Below are 18,328 nucleotides of genomic sequence, written 5' to 3' on the forward strand. Positions count from 1 at the left end.
AACTCGCACTTTTCAACCTGTCACTGGGCAACGACCGAACCACTCCGCGCAAGGCGGGACGTCCGGAGTAAGCCCGGTGCACCGCCTCATAGACGGCCGGAGGTTAGATGGTGCCGGGCCGCGCGGAGGTTGTTGATTGGCTCGCGGAAGACAAAAAATCCTCTTCGGCGGAGGGCAGTTTTCCCTCTGGTGTCAGGTCGTCGACCGCTTTGGGAAGATCGCGCTTCAGCCGCCCCAGAATCTCTTCATGCGAAAGGCCGGTACTGGCAGCGATCTCGTTGAGAACGTCCGGTCCCAGTGCTTCCGCGAGCTGGCCGTCATTGATGTCCGCATTCGGTCCGGGCTTTACCCAAGACTCCGCCTTGTCACCGTGACCATTCTGCTGAAACGTCTTCAGCAGGTCGCCCAAACCGCCGCTGACGACGCTGCCGGACGTCAGCCCGCCGAGAAGGCCGCCGAGACCACCCGAGCCTGTCAGTCCGCCAAGAAGGCCGCCAAGCCCGCCGGGCTGCTGGCTTCCCGCGCCACCCTGTTGAGGGTTCTGAATGCCCCGTAGGAGCTCCCCGATCTTATCTCTGTTCTGGTAGCCGGCAACGGCAAGGACGGCGAGAAGCGCCTTCAATTGACCGCTCATCATGATGAATCCTCCTATGGTGCTCAAAGGTGCACGCGACCCAAAGCAGAGCGCTGCATGGGCAGCAATGTCCAGGGTGGCCAAAGGTTCCGCCGGTTTGAAAACAAGGCCGCGCAACCGCATTCCTTCGAAGATCTCGAAGGCTCGGCCGTCCACCTCAGTTGCTCACGCCGGTCAGATTTCCGGGCAGCCTCGCCGGTTTGCGAAGGTCATTCGTTCCGGTCCACGGCGCGTCATCCCTTGCACAACGATACTGCGAGGAGACATGCGGACGATTTGCGCCCTGCGAAGTCCTTCGCTGCGTGCGATGTCGAGAGCATCATCCGGGTCGCATCCTCGCGGTCCGCGCCGATCATATCCGTCATATCGATCACGATCACGATTACGGTCGTAAACGCCGACGCCACCGGGGCCGACCCGCAACTCCAAGTCTTGCGCGGCCGCAATTGTCGGAGAGATCGTCAACCCGCTTATCGCAGCCAAGCCGACCAGTACGAACTGAAGAGATTTGCGCATGAGTTCCTCCCATGGTCCTATGCTTATCCTAATGACAACATCGCCATGCGAGATTTGTTCCTTGAGGCAAGAGGACTCGGCGGACGCCGAACGGGTAGTTCGTCTCATGGAAAGCGCGTCGCATGAATCCAATTCGATGCGACGCGTTTTAAAGATCATTTGCTTCAAACAGCCATGTTCGACGCTGCCGACATCACTTCCCGAGGGGCCGGACCGCCGAACATATGGCGACCACCATCCTCGACTTCGGTGAAACACCAGCGCACGACGCCATCCCGATCGAGCAGGAATTCGCCAACGAGTTGGCCGTGGCCGGCGGCGATCATCCGCGTGTCATCCTCGGTGATTTCATAGCCGTCCGCCTTGTCGAGGAATTCGGCCGCCGCCATCGGGTCCATGGGCTCCGGAAGCTCGCCCGGCATGTCGATGCGCATCGACATCACCGTGTTCATGCTGACTTTGCGCGGCCAGTCGTTCTCGGCTTCGGTGAACTGAAGGTTCGGCAGGCCGAAGGCCTTGTGCGATACCCGTTCCGGGTCAGAGGCCGCCAGCAGATTGGGAAGCGGATGGTAGCGGAAATAGAGGCGGGCGCGGTCGATCGGCGTATTGACGACGGTCAGGCTGTCGATGCCTTTCTCTTGCAAGGCATCGGTGAGTTCGGCCATGGCGGCAATCTGCCGGCGACAGAAGGGGCAATGTAATCCGCGGAACAACCCGACGAACACCGGCTTCTGGCCGCGAAAGTCGTCTATGGCGACCTTACCCTGGCGGGTGATCGCATCCAGCACCACGTTTGGTGCGCGATCTCCCGGCTGCAATGGTCTTGCTGCGTGGTTCTCCTGCATGTTTCGTTCCTCCCTTTATGTTTTTGAATCGATTTGCCAAATCGATCTCCGGCGATCACTGCAACGAGGACAAGATCAGTCGAGAAACGGCAAGACGACGAGCGTGCCTGGATCGAGGTTGTGGCGGATGCACACATCCTGTGCCAGCGTGAAATAGCGTTCGGCCTCGTCCATGTCGTCATGCTCAAGGCTGAGTGTCGCCAAGCCATCATAGCACGGAAACAGCAGTTGCGGCTCGTCAATTTCCTTCGCAACCTCAAGGGCTTCCTCGTAATACTTACGGGCTAGCTTCGGCTGCCCGTGGCATTGATGAATTTGGCCCAGCACGATCAGCGGCACGGAGAGATGGTCGCGCTGATCGAGCGCCCGGTCGATTTCGACGGCTTTCTCCGCGGCCGGTACACCCTCGGCGGCGCAGCGATCGGTGAAGGTGCAGCAGGCAACGGCGAGGTTGGCGAGAAGTCGCGCCTGGAAGCCGAGATCGCCGATACGGGTCGCAAGCTCCAGCCCGCGCCGGCAGATCTTGATGGCGTTGGCCGGATCGACAATCGTGTAGAGAACGCCGAGATTGGAATAGGCGCGACAGGCAGCACTTTGCAGATCGGCCTTTTCGGCGACCGAGAGGCTGCGCTCCACTTCCTGCACGGCCTCGCGGCGACGCCCGAGCCGCGCAAAGGCCGCCCCCTTGGTGTTCAGCGCCTCCGCCATCGCTCGCGCTGTCTCCCGTCCGGTCTCGGTCGTCCCGTCGATGGGCAGCGTTTGCAGGCATTGCAATGCCTGCGTCGCCCACTCGGCGGCAGCGGCCTGATCCCCCATGCGGAAGGCCAGATGGCCGCGCTCCTGCAGGACGTGTGCACGTTCGACCGGCGCATCGATTGTTGCGATTATCGCTTCGGCTTCGGCCAAATGTGTCTCCGCTTGATCGCGGCGTCCTGCATCGAGATGCAAACGGCCGATCTTGCGCAGTATCCGCGCTGCGGCGATCGGGTTGTCTTCGATACGGTGGATCGCCAGCGCTCGCTGATAATGGGTCAGGGCGGCGTCGCGGTGGCCGGCAGGACCGCAGAGATCGGCAAGTCGCTCCAGGAGCGCCAGCTGCTCCGGCGTCACCTTTGCCTCATTTGCGAAGGCCGCGAGGGCCTGCCGGTAGAGGCGCATTGCATCGTCATTCGCGTAGGTTTTGCGCGCCAGATCGCCCGCCGCCATCAGATAGCTGGCCCCCTTGGCCTTTTCGGTGGTCAGGCTGAAGTGATGGCCGAGCTGCGCCAGATGCTCGGGCCGGTCGGGCGCTGCGCCATATTGGCGTTCCAGAACCCGGCCGATCCGTTGATGAAGCTCCATGCGCCGTTGCAGCAGGAGATTGTGGTAGATGACGTCGTGCATCAGCGTCTGGCTGAAGCGATAGCCAGGCGATTGCCCGGCATCGGGCCCGCGCAATTCCTCGATGATATTGGCATCGCAGAGATGATCCAATGCAGCATCGATGGCGGCCGGGTCTGTGGCGACGGTGCGGAGCAGGGCGGTATCGAATTTCGGGCCGACCACCGCCGCCTCTTGCGCCAACCGTCTGATCTCCGGCGGCAGACGATCGACGCGGGCGAGCAACAGGGCTTGCAGGTTCACCGGGATATCGACATCCGTGTCTTCCGCTGCGACATGCCAGCGTTGGCCGTCATTGTGCAACGTGCCCATGTCGATCAGTGCCCGAAGGATTTCCTCGATGAAAAGCGGATTGCCGCCGGCGCGGTCGAGGATGCGTTTGCGCATCGTCATCGGCAATTTGCCATGACCCTCGCCAAAAAAGGCAGCAAGCAGCTTCTGCCCGTCGGCGGCAAAGAGTGGGCCAAGACGTTGTACGGTGACGCTGACACGATTGGAGTCCAACGGGTCGGTCTTCGAGGTCGGCCGGTAGATCGCCAGCAGCATCAACCGGCTGCGCTCCAGCCGATCCATCATGAAGCGAAGCACTTCCAGCGAGGCGGCGTCCGCCCAGTGCAGATCCTCGATCACAAGCAGCAGGGGACCTTGCGCCAGCCGCCGCTCGAAGACGGTGCGGACGGCATAGAAGAGCTGCCGCCGCAACTGCTCCGGCTCGATGTACCGCAACGCGCCATCGGGATCGCCGAGGCCCAGGACATGTAGAAACAGCGGCAGAAGCCCCTCGATCTCATCCTGCGTCAGATCGAGCGCGCGGAACCCCGTTGCCAGCAATTGCCGCGCCCTCTCGAGATCATCCCGCTCACCGATGCCGTAGGCGCTGCGCACGACCGCGCCGAGCGTGCCATAGGATTGTTCGCCGAGCGGAGAGCAGGTCGCTTTGCGGATGGCGAGGCCCTGGAAACGGGCAGCACTGCCGGCAATTGCAACGAATTCGTTGACCAGCCGCGACTTGCCGATGCCCGCTTCGCCGATCAACCGGACAAGCTGCGCCGCACCGCCGCAGGCAAGGTCGAGGCATGTCAGCAACCGCGACATTTCCGTATCCCGCCCGATCATCGGCGCCTGAAGGCCGAGACTTTCGAGCCCGCGCGCCGTATGCGGCGCTTCCGACGCCCCTGTCAGCCGGTGGACAAGGACGTTTCCGCTTTTGCCGCGCAACGTCTGCGCGCCGAGATTGTCGAAGGCAAAGGCATGGCGGGTGAGGCGATAGGTCAGCGGCCCGACAAGGATATCGTTTTCGCCGGCCATGGATTGCAGACGTTGGGCGGTGTTCACCGTATCGCCGGTCACCGAATAGGATTTTGTACTGACCGCGCCGAAGCCGCCGGTGACGACAGGGCCGCTATTGATACCGATATGCAGACGCAGCGGCACGCCAGCGCGGGCGTGCCAGCGCTCGCCGACCTGAGTGGCCCGACCGATCATATCGAGTGCAGCACCAAGCGCCCGGACCGGATCGTCCTCATGAGCGACCGGCGCGCCGAACAGCGCCAGCAGTGCATCTCCGACGAACTTGTCGACGAAGCCGCCATAGGCTTCGACCGCCTGGGTCATCTCTTCGAACAATTCGTTCTGCAGCACCCGCATGACTTCAGGGTCGATCTGCTCGCTCAGCGTCGTGAAGCCGCAGAGATCGGCAAAGAGCACAGTCACCGGCCGCCGGTCGGCATCGCTGTCTGATACCGCCTCGATCTTGGGCTTCGATGCTGGTTGGACTTTGCCTGATATCGGCGCGCCACATCCGGGGCAAAAGGCAAAATCGGGCTGACAAGCATAGCCGCAGGCGGCGCAGGTGACAGGCTGCCTTGCGCCGCATCGCGGACAGAAAGCAAAACCGCTCTGAATATCGAACCCGCAGCCGCTACACTCCATCGGACGCATCTCACGAAACCCCGATGTACGGCTATTTCAGCCGCAACCAGCAGGCCTCAGAATAGGAAACAAGCATGAACCTGCTGCCCCAGGCCCGCAAGCACTAAACACAAGCGGCGGAACGGCTATGATGATCCTGGTCAGAAGATCTTAAGACAGCCAGGTCGCCGAGTGAGCTCGAGAAACCATGTCACGATTAATTCTTTGTGATGAATATTGACAATATATGCTACGCTGTCCCACGATAGAGTAAGAACGAAAGGGTAGGTCGATGGCATCGGGCAGCATTCATGTGAAGGTCAGCGGCGTGCTGCAAGATCACATTCAGCAGCAGATCGGTGACGACGGCCTCTATGAGAATGCGAGCGAGTACATTCGCGCACTGATCCGACGCGATTTGCAAACGCGCGACGAGGCATGGGATGCCCTGCAAAAGGAACTTGCACCCGCGATGCGTGCCGACGACAGCGAGTTTGTCGTCGTTTCCGCTGAAGACGTTATCCGCCGCAACAAGCGCCGCTGAGCATGGTAGCCTATCGGTTTTACCCACGCGCTGACGCCGCGCAGGACAAGATTTGGCGTGACAGTTTCGAGGCGTGGGGAGAAAAACAGGCAGATGCATATATTCGCGGGCTGCATGTTTATTTGCAGCGTTTGTGCGAGGATCGCCTGATCTGGCGACGGCTTCCGCAACGGTTGGCAGTTCCCGCTGACATCAGGCGCCGGGCCTATTTCAGCCGCTATGAGCATCACTACCTATTCTTTCGTGAGCTTGAGAATGGTGATCTTGGCGTCATGAGCATTCTTCACGAGCGGATGGATTTACCGGTGCGGCTTAAAGAGGACTTGGCCGCTCTTTCAAACAAAGAGTCGTGACATAGTATCTTTGGTCGGAACGGCGCGTACCTGGAATTCCTCGGACCGCAATTCGGCTTCTCTGCGGCCTGAAGAAAATCGATCTCATAGAGCGGCATAGATACATGATCGAGACGCCAGCCTCGATCATGATGTCCTGGGTTAACATAGACGATGACTGCGGCCTGCAGGATCGCACGGCTTGCTTTTGGGGTGTTCGATCACCGGCCGTTACTGCCGAAGGGTGTCGGCGAGCCTTGCAACCCGGCAGTGAAGGAGCACCGGCCGGTCCACGTCGATCATCTCCTCGATCCTGGCATCGAGTTCGCTCGGGCTCTCGCAGCGAAGGCCGACGGCGCCATAGGCTTCCGCGAGCTTGGTGAAATCGGGCAGCGAGGCCGAATAAGCGCGCGATCGAACATTGCTATCCGGCATTTCTTCCCATTTTCGCGCCATGCTTGGGTGCTCATCGCTCAAGATGAAGATCTTGATCGGCGCTTGATGCTGTATCGCCGTCGACAGCTCTTTCATCGTCGTTTGCACCGATGCTTCGCCGGCAATATCGATGACAAGGCGGCCGGGATTTGCGAGCTGCGCCCCCAGCGCGGCAGGAAGACCGAAACCCATGGTCCCCAATCCCCCTGACGTAATCCAGCGATTGGGCCCGTCGAAACCGAAGAACTGCGCCACCCGCATCTGCTGACCGATCTCCGTGGCGATGATGGGGTCGTGCGGCTTTGTCAGCGCATGCAGGCGCTCCAGGGCATGTTGCGGCATGATTGCATGGTCCAGCCGCTCGTAGGAAAACGAATGGTGGGTTCGCCAGTGATCGATCTGCGTCCACCAGGCCCGCAACCGCTTCTGGTCGGGGATGGTGGAAAGTGAGCGCCGGGCATGGATCATATCCGCCAGCACATGCGCGGCGTCGCCTTGAATGCCGATATCGACGGGAACGCGTTTGTTGATCGACGAGGCATCGATATCGATCTGGATTTTCTTCGAGTGAGGCGAAAACTCATGGATGCGCGAGATCGCAAGATCGTCAAACCGCGCGCCGATGACGACCATCAGATCGCACTCGCCAATTGCCATATTGGCTTCATGCGATCCGTCCCGTCCGGCGACGCGCAGCCAGTTCGGCCCGCTGGCGGGATAGGCTCCAAGTCCCATGACGGTGGACGTTAAGGGAAAGCCGGTGAGGTCGACGAACTCACGCAATAATCGCGACGCCTCCGGCCCCGAATTGATGACGCCGCCGCCGGTGTAGATGATGGGGCGCCGGGCTTCGGCGATCAATGCGACCGCCGCTCGGATCGCGTTTCGATCGCCTCGCATTGCCGGCTGGTAGCTCGGCAACGGAGATACCTTGTCAGGTGAGACGTATGTCCCGCTGGCGAAGAGCACGTCCTTCGGCATGTCGACGAGAACAGGACCGGGTCGACCGGCCGCCGCGATCCGGAAAGCCAGATGGATCGTTTTGGCCAGATCGTCGACGTGTTTGACGAGGAAATTGTGCTTTGTGCAGGGACGGGTGATGCCGACCGTATCGCATTCCTGAAAAGCGTCCGTGCCGATCAGACTTGTCGGCACCTGCCCGGCGAGGCAGACAAGCGGAACGGAGTCCATAAGGGCATCCTGCAGCGCAGTGACCGCATTTGTAATGCCTGGTCCCGATGTCACCAGCATGACGCCAACTCGTCCCGTCGATCGGGCATAGCCTTCGGCTGCGTGTCCGGCGCCTTGCTCATGGCGCACCAGGAAGTGTCTGATGTCCTCCTGTTGGAAGATTTCGTCATAGATCGGCAGCACCGCTGCGCCGGGATAGCCGAAGATGTGTTCGACATCGTTGTCGCGTAGCGCCTGCAGAACGATCTCGCCGCCGTTCATGCGACGATCAGAGGGGGTGTTGAGGGAAGAGTTGGCTGTCTCGCCGGTCATATCTGGGTTCCGTCGTGAGTGAGGTGATAGCTGCGACGGGGCATAAAAAAAGGCCCCGTCAGGGACCTGTTTTCGGCGCATGGGTGGCTATTGCCGGACGATCAGACCGTCCTGCCCATGCGCGATATCACCACTACGAGAACCATTGCGATTTTCATGGGCGATAGAGCTAGCTCTAAATCTACACGTCGTCAACGTCGCCTCTGCGTAGATTGTATCTGTGGTTGAGAATATTTGAGATCGGTTGTTGGTCAGTGACGAGGCAACGGCAGGGGGCAACCCGTTCGCAACCTATCGACAAGGCAAACACTGCCCGTTCCATTCGCCGCTAAGCGATTTCGACCGCCTCTTCCAGTGTCGCCGGTCACGGTTTCCGAGCCAGCCGCCGGCGTTCCGTCCCGGCGCGAACCTAAGTTCTATGGCGAGGTATATGCGCCATCGAGGATCTGCCGTGCCTCGGCCCGCGGCGCGGCGACGGAATGACGCTTAACGAGCGAGCATTCGAGCTTCGCAATGGGATAGCGCTTGCCGGGTGTACTTTCCGGGTTGAGATGTTCGATCGCCCATTGCCCCATGGCAAGATGTGGAAGGACTGAGGTCGTCAGCGGGGGTACGAGATGTCGTGAAATTTCTTCGTCGTCATAACCCACCACCGACATGTCCTGGGGAATGCGAAGCCCTGCATCCTTGAGCGCTTCATAGCACCCGATGGCGGTGCGGTCGTTCTGGCAGAAGATCGCGGTGGGCGGCTCTTTCAGAGCAAGCAGTTTCATCGTGGAGGCATAGCCGGCACCGGCCGACCAGTCGCCCTCAATGACCAATTCCGGATCGAAGGGTATATCGGCGGTCGCCAGCGCGCGGCGATATCCCGTCAGCCGGTCCTGCGCCGCCTGCATCCAGATTTCGCCGGTGATCGTCGCGATACGATGGTGTCCGTGCATGATCAGATGCCGGGTGGAGCTCTGCCCTCCCGCGATTTCGCTCGGCACCACGGCGGGAAAGGCATGGTCTGCCGTATAACAGTTCAGCAGGACCGTCGGGATGTTGAGCTTGCGGACATAGGAAGGAAGCTCCACCTGGCGGGTATAGATTGTCATATAGATGAGCGCCGATATGCCTCCGTTCGTCAACGCCTCGATTGCCTTCGGCTCCATGACGGGATCACCGAGCGTCTGGGTTACCAGAAGGACATTGCCGGCGTTCCAGGAGGCTTGCCGCGCGCCTTCGATCGCAACGATCGCTTCCGGGCTGGTGGCGAGCTGATCGACGGCGAAACCGATGACGTTGTCCAGTCCCGAATAAGAGGCCTTCGTCGCATAGGTCTTCTCCATGTAGCCGAGCGCGCGCGCCGCCTCCCATACGCGATCGCGCGTCTGTTGTGAGATACGGGTGCCGGGCGTGTTATTGAGGACGAAGGAGACGGCCGCCTGCGAGCAGCCAGCCGCGGCGGCGATGTCCATCATCGTCACGCGCGCAGGTTTATTTTGGGTCTTGGGTTTTCGCATTCGTGGAAACGGTCTCTCTCGGGATAATAGGGTAGGGTGGATTGATCGTCGTCTTAGATAATTAATATTAGCATCTATCTGAAAGCGCTGGCAATTGCGTGAATTGCTGCAACACTTGCAGTTGTTGGCCATTGCCAGTACAAAATTGCCGTCCTTAGTCCTCCGCGATCAAATGTTTTGATCTGCATTGATAATACTATTTACTAATTAAATTTCTTGTATACCGTCAAGGAGCGATCGGAACCTATGCCACTCGTCGCTTTGCGACGGCCCTAGGAGGGGGCGCGCATCCGGCCGGCCGTAAATCGGAAACGGGCCCGTGAACTGCGGCCCCTCGGGAGGTGTATTATGAAACAGCTGAAACGCAATGCAGCCTTGTTCTTCGCCGGGTTGATGTTGAGCGCGGCGCCGATTGCCGTATCGCATGCTGCCGACAAACCGACGCTTGCATTCGTCGTCAACGGCGCATCCGACTTCTGGAAAGCTGCAGAGGCGGGCGTGAAGAAGGCGCAGGGCGAGATGCCCGACTACCAGATGGAGCTGAAGTACCCTGAGCAGGCATCTGTCGCCGTTCAGCAGCGGCTTATGGAAGACTTGGTCAGTGCCGGCGTCAAGGGGATCATGGTTTCCGCAGTCGATCCCAAGACCCAGACGGACGGCTTGAACAAGATCGGCTCGCAGACTGCTCTCTTCACCACAGATAGTGACGCGCCGCAGACCAACCGCGTCGCCTATATCGGCTCATCGAATATCGACGCCGGCATGCAGGCCGCCGAAATCGCCAAGAAAGCGATGCCGGACGGCGGCAAATGCATCGGTTTCGTCGGCCTGCTCGGCGCCGACAATGCCAAGGAACGCATCCAGGGCATGAAGGACGGCCTGAAGGGCACGAAGATCGAGCTGACAGATGTACGCGGCGACGATATCGACCAGACGCGCGCAAAGAAGAACGTCGAGGACGCGCTGGTGGCCAGCCCCGACGTCACCTGCATGGTCGGTTTCTACTCCTACAATACTCCGCGCATCTATGAGGCGTTGCGCGACGCCGGCAAACTCGGCCAGATCACCGTCGTCGGCTTTGATGACGATCCGATCACGCTCGGCGGCGTCAAGGAAGGCACGGTCGCAGCGACCGTCGTGCAGCAGCCGTTCGAGTGGGCCTATCAAGGCATGAAGCTGATGGCGGCCTACCTCAAGGGCGACAAATCCGGCGTTCCCAGCAACGGCTTGATCATCATCCCGACGGTAATCATCGGCAAGGATGACGTTGACAAATATGCCGCCAGCCTGAAGGCCATGTCTGGAAAATAACCCTCCTTCGCGGCGGGGCACTTGCCGCCGCCGCGAAAGACGTCTCATGCCGACAGTATTGGCAGCCATGGACAGGCGATGAACCACAGCTCCGACATCCCGTCACCGGACGCGCTTGCAACGCCATTCCTTTCGCTTTCCGGCGTTGGCAAAACCTATCCGGGCGTCGTTGCGCTTGAGGGCCTGTCGATCGACATCATACCGGGCGAGGTCATCGGCCTCGTCGGCGAGAACGGGGCTGGAAAATCGACGCTGATGAAGATTCTCGGCGGCGTGATCGCACCCGACCGAGGCACGATTCTGCTCGACGGCGCAGAGCTTCGTTTCCTCACTGTGGAATCGAGCATCGCATCCGGCATCGCGTTCGTGCACCAGGAACTCAATCTCTTTGAGAATCTTGACGTTGCTGCCAATATCTTCCTAGGCCGCGAGCCGCTGAAGGCCGGACCTCTCAAGCTCGTCGATCGCAATCGGCTGCGAGACATGGTGAAGCCGCTCTTGAAGCGGGTAGGGGCTCAGTTTTCCGCCGACACACCCGTGGCATCGCTTTCCCTTGCCGAGCAGCAGATGGTGGAAATCGCCAAGGCGCTGTCCATCAACGCCAGGCTCGTCATCTTTGATGAACCCACCTCCAGCCTGCCGCTGGCCGAAACCGAGCGGCTCCTGGCCATTATCAAATCGCTGAAAGCCGATGGTATCAGTGTCATTTTCATCTCGCATCGCCTCCACGAGGTTGAACGCGTCGCAGACCGCGTCGTGGTCCTGCGCGACGGCACGCTTGTGGGCACGCTCGCCAAGAAAGACATCGGCCACGACCAGATGGTCAAGCTGATGATCGGCCGGGTGCTCGCGGCCCGGACCGCAAAACCGCAGCGTTCGCCCGGCTCGGTCGCGCTGAAGGCAAGCGGCGTGCGCACCGAGGCCTATCCCGGTCGTCCCGTTGATCTGGAAATCCGGTATGGAGAAATCATGGGGCTTGCAGGGCTCGTCGGGTCGGGCCGCACCGAGCTTGCAAAAGTACTCTTCGGCATCGACCGGAGCTACGGTGGAGCCATTCTGCAGGACGGGCGGCAAATTGCGGTCAGCTCTGCTCGGGACGCCGTCGCTCGTGGCATTTTCCTGGTCCCGGAGGATCGCAAGCGCAACGGCATTCTTCTTGATTTCCCGATCGCCCAGAACATAAGTCTTGCGGATCTCCCAAAGCTCTCCAGCCGCTTCATGCTTTCTGCCGAGCGGGAGAGGGCGGCGGCAGAAAAGCAGCGCCTTCGCCTCGGTATCAAGGCGCCCTCCGTTTCGACGCGAACCGGCACTCTGTCCGGCGGCAACCAGCAGAAGGTTGTGCTTGCCAAATGGTTGTCGATGAGCCCGAAGGTGATGATCTTCGACGAGCCGACACGCGGCATCGATATCGGCGCGAAGAACGAGATCTACGGCCTGATGCGAGCGCTTGCCGACGCCGGAGTGGCGATCCTGATGATCTCCAGCGACATGGAAGAGGTGATCGGCGTTTCCGACCGCATCGCCGTCATGCACGAGGGCCAGATCGCCGGCATATTGGAAGAGGACGAAATCAGCCAGGAAAGCGTCCTTTTGCTTGCTGTCGGCAAAAGGGTAAAATAGCGGCTGCGGCCAATACAAATAAGTATCGGGGATGGATCTCGAATGATCAAAAAAGATCTCGGACTGCTGCTTTTGATCGTCGTCGTCGGCATCGTCGTCGCCATCATCAATCCGCGCTTCCTGCTGCCGATCAACCTAGCCAACACTGCCAACCTGATCGGCCTGTTCGGCATTCTGTCGATCGGCCAGGCCTTTGTCATCATTACCGGCGGTATCGAGCTTTCCGTGGGTTCGCTGGTAGCGCTTCTCGGCGTGCTCTTCGTCGATTTCATCGCGGTCCAGGATATGTCCTGGATGCTGGCGCTACCGCTCATTCTTGCGCTCGGCGCGGTCATAGGTGCCGTCCACGGCTGGCTGATCACCCGGCTCAACCTGCAGCCCTTCGTCGTTACCCTCTGCGGCCTCCTGATTTATCGTGGGGCAGCGCGCTTCTATACGGCCGACGGAACGGCAGGCTTTGCTTTCGGCCAAAATTTCCCAGACCTCGAATTCCTGACCGCTGGGCGGTTTTACGGCGTTCCCAACACCTTCATCGCACTCGTCATCATTGCCGTGGTCATGTGGATCATGCTGCATCGCTCTGTTTTCGGGCGTTATCTTTACGCAATCGGGAAGAACGAGGAGGCGGCCCGTTATTCCGGTATCCGTACCGGCCGCATGGTCATGTCGGCCTATGTCATCTGCGGGCTGCTGACGGCGCTTTCGGCGATTTATTTCGCCATGTACACACGCTCGATCTCGCCGGCGAGCCATGGCCAGTTCTACGAACTCTACGCGATTGCCGCTGCTGTACTCGGCGGCTTTTCGCTCCGAGGCGGCGAGGGGTCGATCGTCGGCGTCGTGCTGGGAACGGTCCTGCTCCAAGAGTTGCAGAATCTGGTGAATCTACTTGGTATCCCTTCGTCGTTGAATTTCGCTGTCATGGGTGGCGTGATCCTCATCGGCGTCCTGATCGACCAACAATGGCACGCAATCCGCGCAAAGCGCCGCCTTGTCTCGGCCGCCCGGCAGACCGAAACCCGTCTTTCCAACGAAGGCAGTTTGCCTGTGGTTGCCAATCAGGATTAGGTCAGTGGATGGGCCATGCGTGTCGCGACCTTGCCCCGTTGAGATAATCCGTTTTTAGATCGGGGCGGGTGACGTCGAGAGGCGAGACTGTCGCATCTCTAACTGGCCCAACTGTCGCATTACCAAATAGCCCTTACATGCATACATCGCATAAGATAGATTATGGAACATCAGGATGCTGTTTGATTACAATGGCATACCTTCGTCATCCATCTCATAGGCCCATTCCTTTTAAAATCGGCCCGCTCGAATTTGCGCCTAGACGATCCAGCACATCGACGAGTCACCTGCGCACGGGCCCTCATAGAACAGCTGATCCCAGCCAACAGACTCTCTTGAAACTCATGTCCCGGACGACGCGCGCTTGGCGACTACGTCCGGGTCAGCGCGTTGCTTTTGGCGGGATTCGCCGGAAAGCTCGCCTGTCCGCTCGCCGTTGCTATTCCTCAAGTGTCGAGATGACCTTTGGTGGTCTTTGCAGCTCCGAGGCGGCAGCGGTTGCCGCGGCATCGGCGGGACCGCCGGAAACATGAACGGTCGGCGTTGCAAACTGGATGCCTTTTTCCGCGAATGTCTTCTTGAGCATGGCAAGCGCCTTTCGGCGAACGCCGAACTGTTCGCCGGGTTTCGCCATGAATTTCAGCCGAATCTGCACGCCGTAATCCGCCATCTGCTCGATCCCCTGCATTTTCAAGGGCTCGATGATGTTGGGCCCGAGTTCAGCATCCTCCAGAAGCTCTACGCCGATGCGCTTGATGGTCTTGCGGACCTCCTCAAGGTCACTGTCATAATTCAGGGTGAGCGTAATGATGTCAATGACCCAGTCGCGGCTGAGGTTTTGCACCGCGCCGAGTTCGCCGAAGGGAACGATGGTGACCGGACCGCGGTGATGGCGCAAGCGGATCGATCGCAGTGAGAAACCTTCGACCGTGCCCTTATATTTCGCCGCCTGAATGTATTCGCCGATGCGAAAGGCATCGTCGAATAGATAGAAGACGCCGGAGATGATGTCCTTGACGAGTGTTTGGGCACCGAAGCCGACGGCTATGCCGACGACACCAGCGCCTGCCAGCAACGGTCCGATCTGAATGCCAATGGCATCCAGGATCATCAGAAAGCCGACAGCGCCGATCGCCAGGAACAGAACATTGCGAAGAATGGGAAGGAGCGTATTCAACCGCTGACGCCGGCGCGCGTCGGGTCCGTCCTGATGCCCCGCCTGCACGCTTCGCGACGCTACCGCCATCTGACTGTCGATCAGCGTGCTTACGAGCTTCCAGATAACGTCGGTCACCAGTAACACGATAACAATGCGGATTCCTGCACGGATCAAACGCGTGGTCACCGTTTCGGCTGCGGCGAGGTCACTGAGATTGACACTCCAGGCGCGGGCAATGAGCAGCGCAGCGACCACAATGAGGCCGTTACGCAGCGTTTGCATGATGACAACGGACCATCCGACGATGGCCGGATCTTCGACCGCCTGCCCCTCCCCGGATTGTATAATGCGACGAATGATATCACGAGCCACCGAAACGGTAAGCGGCAGAAGCGTAGCGATGATCACCGTCCAGAATGCCCCGTGGAGACCGGACACCCATAACAGCCAAGATAGCATGATGCTCGCGCTGAAGCCGACACAGACCAACCGGCTCACGGGCGGTCCGTCAGAACGAAAGTGCCGCAGCCAGATCATAACGATCAAAGCGATTGAAACGACACCAAGCCATGCTGCGGTAAAGAGGTCGACCAAGATCGGTGAAGCTCGGATCGTCCCGATCACTTCAATGGTGGCCCAGCCAGCCGCCAGCACTGCGACGATTCCGAGGAGCCAATAGTACCAGAACCAGGCAAGCGGGGTGACAAGCGTCAGAAGCCGCATATGCGGCAGACGGGCGCCTGGCGCGATGACAATACGGCCCACGAGCACGCCAAGGCGCACCATGAGCGCGGCCGATAGCAGGATGAGCGCGATATCGCGAAACACGGCAGGCCATGGAAAGAGGATAAACGCGCCGAGACTTCCGATCAGGTAGCCGACCAACGCGAGGAGACCCATTGAAAGCCGGGCGGCGTGGAGCTTGATCCGCTGCCGGACGGTGTCGGCGGGCGCGTTCAGCACAAAATGGAGCAGCCCTCGCCCTGACCACCAGGCAAGGCGCTGCGCAACGAACCCGCCTGCGACGAAGAGTATGACCGCCAAGATCAGGCCGACAGGTTCGATACGATCATCCGTTTGGAAGACCCGGATCGCCGACTGGACCTGCCCCGGAAGCGTCGGAACGGCATCGACGAGTGTGAGCAACCTCTGGCGCAAATCCTGTAGTGACGTGGCAATCGACGTCGGTGCCGCCTCTTGCGTGACTGCTACCGGCTGCGCCGGTTCCTGATTGCCCGGAACGATCCGATTGACCAGCGCTCGTCCGGAATCATCATTCGGCAATTCGATAATAACTCGGATCGGCCCCGCGGAATTGGTCGGCTCAGCCGCCGAGACGGGGTTTGCGCTCGCGAGCAGAAGCGTTGAAAATAGCACCGTCAGGAATGTGGACACTCTGCGGAGGGGATGACGGTCGTCGTTGATGCGCATATAGCCGTGGTCCCCGCGACGTTGTCGTCGCTTTGCCGGGTTGGTCGAAACTTCGGACTTTGTGCAGCGTTGCACGACCAACGTCAATCGACCAACCCGTCTGGCGGACGCAGACTGCGAACCAAGGGCTAGACGGTATTAAGACCGCAAGCTTCTGAAGGCGTCCCGGATCTCTTGACTGAACAGCTCCGGCTCCTCCCAGGCAGCGAAGTGACCGCCCTTGGAGGCGCGATTGTAGTAGACGAGTTTCGGATAGGCCCTCGACAGCCAGCGCTTTGGCGGCTTGTAGACCTCTCCGGGAAACACCGTGACGGCGACCGGGACTTTGACTTCCGTAAGCTTCGCGCCCGACATGACGTTTTCCCAATAGATGCGGCCACTCGAGGGGCCGGTATTCGTCAGCCAGTACAGTGTGATGTTGTCGAGGATCGCATCCTTGCCAAGAGCCTGTTCGGGATCGCCGCGTGTATAGACCCAGTCGGCGATCTTGTCGTAAAGCCAGGCGGCGAGGCCAACCGCAGAATCCGCAATGCCGTAACCGATCGTTTCAGGCCGCGTGCTCATGATCGCGGCGTAGCCGAAGCCGTTGTTGAGGAAGTCCCGGGCCTCGTCGAAGACGACCTTCTCGTCCTGAGACAAGCTGTCGGGAGCCGGCCCTCCACTTTTAAGAGCCTGGGCTGCGTCCGCTGGGAAGGTCGTGGCACGCTCGACCCTGTTGACGTGGATTGCGAGCAGCCCATCGGGCGCCTGGCGACCCAAGGCGTCGCTGATGATCGCGCCCCAGTCGCCACCTTGCGAGACATATCGGTTATAGTCCAGTCGCTTCATCAGCATGTCCCAGGCAGCCGCTATCCGCTGGGGGTTCCAACCTGTTGCTGGCGGTTTCCCGGAGAAACCGAATCCTGGAATCGACGGGATTACCAGGTGGAAGGCATCATCAGCCGTGCCGCCATGCGCCGTCGGATCCGTCAGCGGCCCGATGACATCAAGCAACTCGAAGACCGAACCTGGCCAACCATGGGTCATGATCAACGGCAGCGCGTTTTCATGACGGGAACGGACATGGATGAAATGGATATCCAGTCCATCGATATTGGTGAGAAACTGCGGAAAACTGTTCAGCCTGCTCTCTGCCTTCCGCCAGTCATAGGCCGATTGCCAGTAGCCCACCAGCTCCTTCAGCCTGTCGGGCTGCGCGCCCTGCGAACGATCCATAACGGTTTCGCCGTCGGGCCATCGGGTCTCGGCAAGACGCCGCCTGAGGTCTGCAAGCGCCGCCTCGGAGACCTCAACCTTGAACGGTCGAACCTCCTCGGACGCGGCGCCGACAACATCAGCGGCGTTGGACGTGCGCGGAAGGAGAACGGCGGTTATGCCGGCCGCGGCAAAGCCTGACAGCAGTGAGCGGCGCGATACGTTGCGGTGTTTCAAAACGTTCAGCATTGCCATGATGCCGTGTCCTTTCGTGATATCGAGGAGATGAAAAGATGCCCTGCCCCGCTTCAATGCCGAAAACGTCAGGCCGCGCCCGCGCCGGAACGAAAGATAAGAAACTTGTTGCCTTCGGGATCGCGAAAATAGGCGCAGTAAGGACCCGTGCCGTTCTCGCCACGCGGACCAGGAGCCCCTTCGTCCGAGCCACCCGCCGCCAATGCAGTTGCATGGGCTTCGTCGACCTTTGAACGGGACGGAGCTTCGAAAGCAATCATTCCACCGTTACCGACGGTGGCAGGGCGGCCATCGAACGGCTTGATGATACCGAATTCGAGCGCGCGATGACCGTAGTAGATGGCTCGGTTGGGCTGGACGAGGACTCGTCCGATCCCGAACACGGCCAGAAGCTTGTCGTAGAATACCGAGGCGGCATCCAGATCGTTCGTGCCGACAGTGGCGTGGCCCGGGAGGCCGCGGACCTTGTCGGGGGCGGCCGCAACCTGTCTGCTTTGGGTAATGCCAGTCATATCAGTTCTTCCTTATACTGTCGCGGCCGACGTTCTGCCTTCCGCAAGCAAACGCCAACGAGCTGTCTCAAATCGGCGGCTGGTGGATATTTGGGCGGGTCGACGGCCGGCCGGCACCTCGGGAAAGTGAGAGGCACCCTCTCGTTCAGATCTCAGCCTTGGGCAGCCGGGTT

The 18,328-nt window shown here is 60.0% G+C and carries 14 protein-coding genes; 5 read left to right on the forward strand and 9 right to left on the reverse strand.

The genetic code is table 11. The annotated features are described in order from the left end of the window. Positions 1-103: 103 nt before the first annotated feature. The 4 genes from OIU37_RS02555 to OIU37_RS02570 form a co-directional block, all read right to left on the reverse strand. Entirely contained in the window at positions 104-637 is a 534-nt protein-coding gene (locus OIU37_RS02555) for a YidB family protein (RefSeq protein WP_171603055.1), read from the reverse strand. A 171-nt stretch (positions 638-808) separates the two neighbouring features. Then, a complete protein-coding gene (locus OIU37_RS02560) occupies positions 809-1,150 on the reverse strand; it encodes a hypothetical protein (protein ID WP_129420969.1) in 342 nt (113 codons plus the stop codon). A 164-nt stretch (positions 1,151-1,314) separates the two neighbouring features. Continuing rightward, complete coding sequence (locus OIU37_RS02565) at positions 1,315-1,995, reverse strand: peroxiredoxin-like family protein (protein WP_171602471.1); 681 nt, start codon at positions 1,993-1,995, stop codon at positions 1,315-1,317. A 75-nt stretch (positions 1,996-2,070) separates the two neighbouring features. Then, positions 2,071-5,307, reverse strand: a complete 3,237-nt coding sequence (locus tag OIU37_RS02570) for an adenylate/guanylate cyclase domain-containing protein (protein ID WP_264257441.1) — start codon at positions 5,305-5,307, stop codon at positions 2,071-2,073. Positions 5,308-5,578: 271 nt separating this feature from the next. On the opposite strand from OIU37_RS02570, the gene OIU37_RS02575 reads away from it, so the two are divergent. Both OIU37_RS02575 and OIU37_RS02580 read left to right on the forward strand, forming a co-directional pair. Next, on the forward strand, positions 5,579-5,830 hold the full coding sequence (locus tag OIU37_RS02575; protein WP_129420972.1) for a transcriptional regulator: 252 nt from the start codon (positions 5,579-5,581) through the stop codon (positions 5,828-5,830). A gap of 2 nt (positions 5,831-5,832) precedes the next feature. Next, on the forward strand, positions 5,833-6,183 hold the full coding sequence (locus OIU37_RS02580; protein ID WP_180695127.1) for a type II toxin-antitoxin system RelE/ParE family toxin: 351 nt from the start codon (positions 5,833-5,835) through the stop codon (positions 6,181-6,183). A 210-nt stretch (positions 6,184-6,393) separates the two neighbouring features. Here the strand turns inward: OIU37_RS02580 and ilvB are convergent, their stop codons facing one another. Together ilvB and OIU37_RS02590 are read right to left on the reverse strand one after the other, a co-directional pair. Further along, positions 6,394-8,100 (reverse strand): biosynthetic-type acetolactate synthase large subunit, encoded by a 1,707-nt coding sequence (ilvB, locus tag OIU37_RS02585; protein WP_264255455.1) that lies wholly within the window; start codon positions 8,098-8,100, stop codon positions 6,394-6,396. A 416-nt stretch (positions 8,101-8,516) separates the two neighbouring features. Then, positions 8,517-9,605 carry a LacI family DNA-binding transcriptional regulator gene (locus OIU37_RS02590; protein ID WP_171602475.1) on the reverse strand — a complete coding sequence of 363 codons (1,089 nt, stop codon included), beginning with the start codon at positions 9,603-9,605 and terminating at the stop codon, positions 8,517-8,519. A 348-nt stretch (positions 9,606-9,953) separates the two neighbouring features. Between OIU37_RS02590 and OIU37_RS02595 the strand changes: the two genes are divergently transcribed. From OIU37_RS02595 to OIU37_RS02605, 3 genes are all read left to right on the forward strand, one after another. Beyond that, on the forward strand, positions 9,954-10,916 hold the full coding sequence (locus OIU37_RS02595; protein WP_027665802.1) for a sugar-binding protein: 963 nt from the start codon (positions 9,954-9,956) through the stop codon (positions 10,914-10,916). Between the two features lie 78 nt (positions 10,917-10,994). Then, positions 10,995-12,536, forward strand: coding sequence for a sugar ABC transporter ATP-binding protein (locus OIU37_RS02600; RefSeq protein ID WP_264255458.1), 1,542 nt, complete (start codon positions 10,995-10,997; stop codon positions 12,534-12,536). 42 nt (positions 12,537-12,578) lie between these two features. Further along, positions 12,579-13,604, forward strand: a complete 1,026-nt coding sequence (locus tag OIU37_RS02605) for an ABC transporter permease (protein WP_003539732.1) — start codon at positions 12,579-12,581, stop codon at positions 13,602-13,604. A 439-nt stretch (positions 13,605-14,043) separates the two neighbouring features. On the opposite strand, the gene OIU37_RS02610 is transcribed toward OIU37_RS02605, so the two are convergent. From OIU37_RS02610 to OIU37_RS02620, 3 genes are all read right to left on the reverse strand, one after another. After that, complete coding sequence (locus OIU37_RS02610) at positions 14,044-16,194, reverse strand: mechanosensitive ion channel family protein (protein ID WP_264255460.1); 2,151 nt, start codon at positions 16,192-16,194, stop codon at positions 14,044-14,046. A gap of 138 nt (positions 16,195-16,332) precedes the next feature. Continuing rightward, the gene (locus OIU37_RS02615) at positions 16,333-17,643 is read right to left on the reverse strand and encodes an epoxide hydrolase family protein (RefSeq protein ID WP_264255461.1); all 1,311 of its coding nucleotides are present in this window, start codon (positions 17,641-17,643) and stop codon (positions 16,333-16,335) included. 68 nt (positions 17,644-17,711) lie between these two features. Beyond that, the gene (locus OIU37_RS02620; protein WP_264255462.1) at positions 17,712-18,155 is read right to left on the reverse strand and encodes a VOC family protein; all 444 of its coding nucleotides are present in this window, start codon (positions 18,153-18,155) and stop codon (positions 17,712-17,714) included. Positions 18,156-18,328: the final 173 nt, after the last annotated feature.

This window comes from Rhizobium sp. BT-226, assembly GCF_025847085.2.
GTDB lineage: Bacteria > Pseudomonadota > Alphaproteobacteria > Rhizobiales > Rhizobiaceae > Rhizobium > Rhizobium sophorae.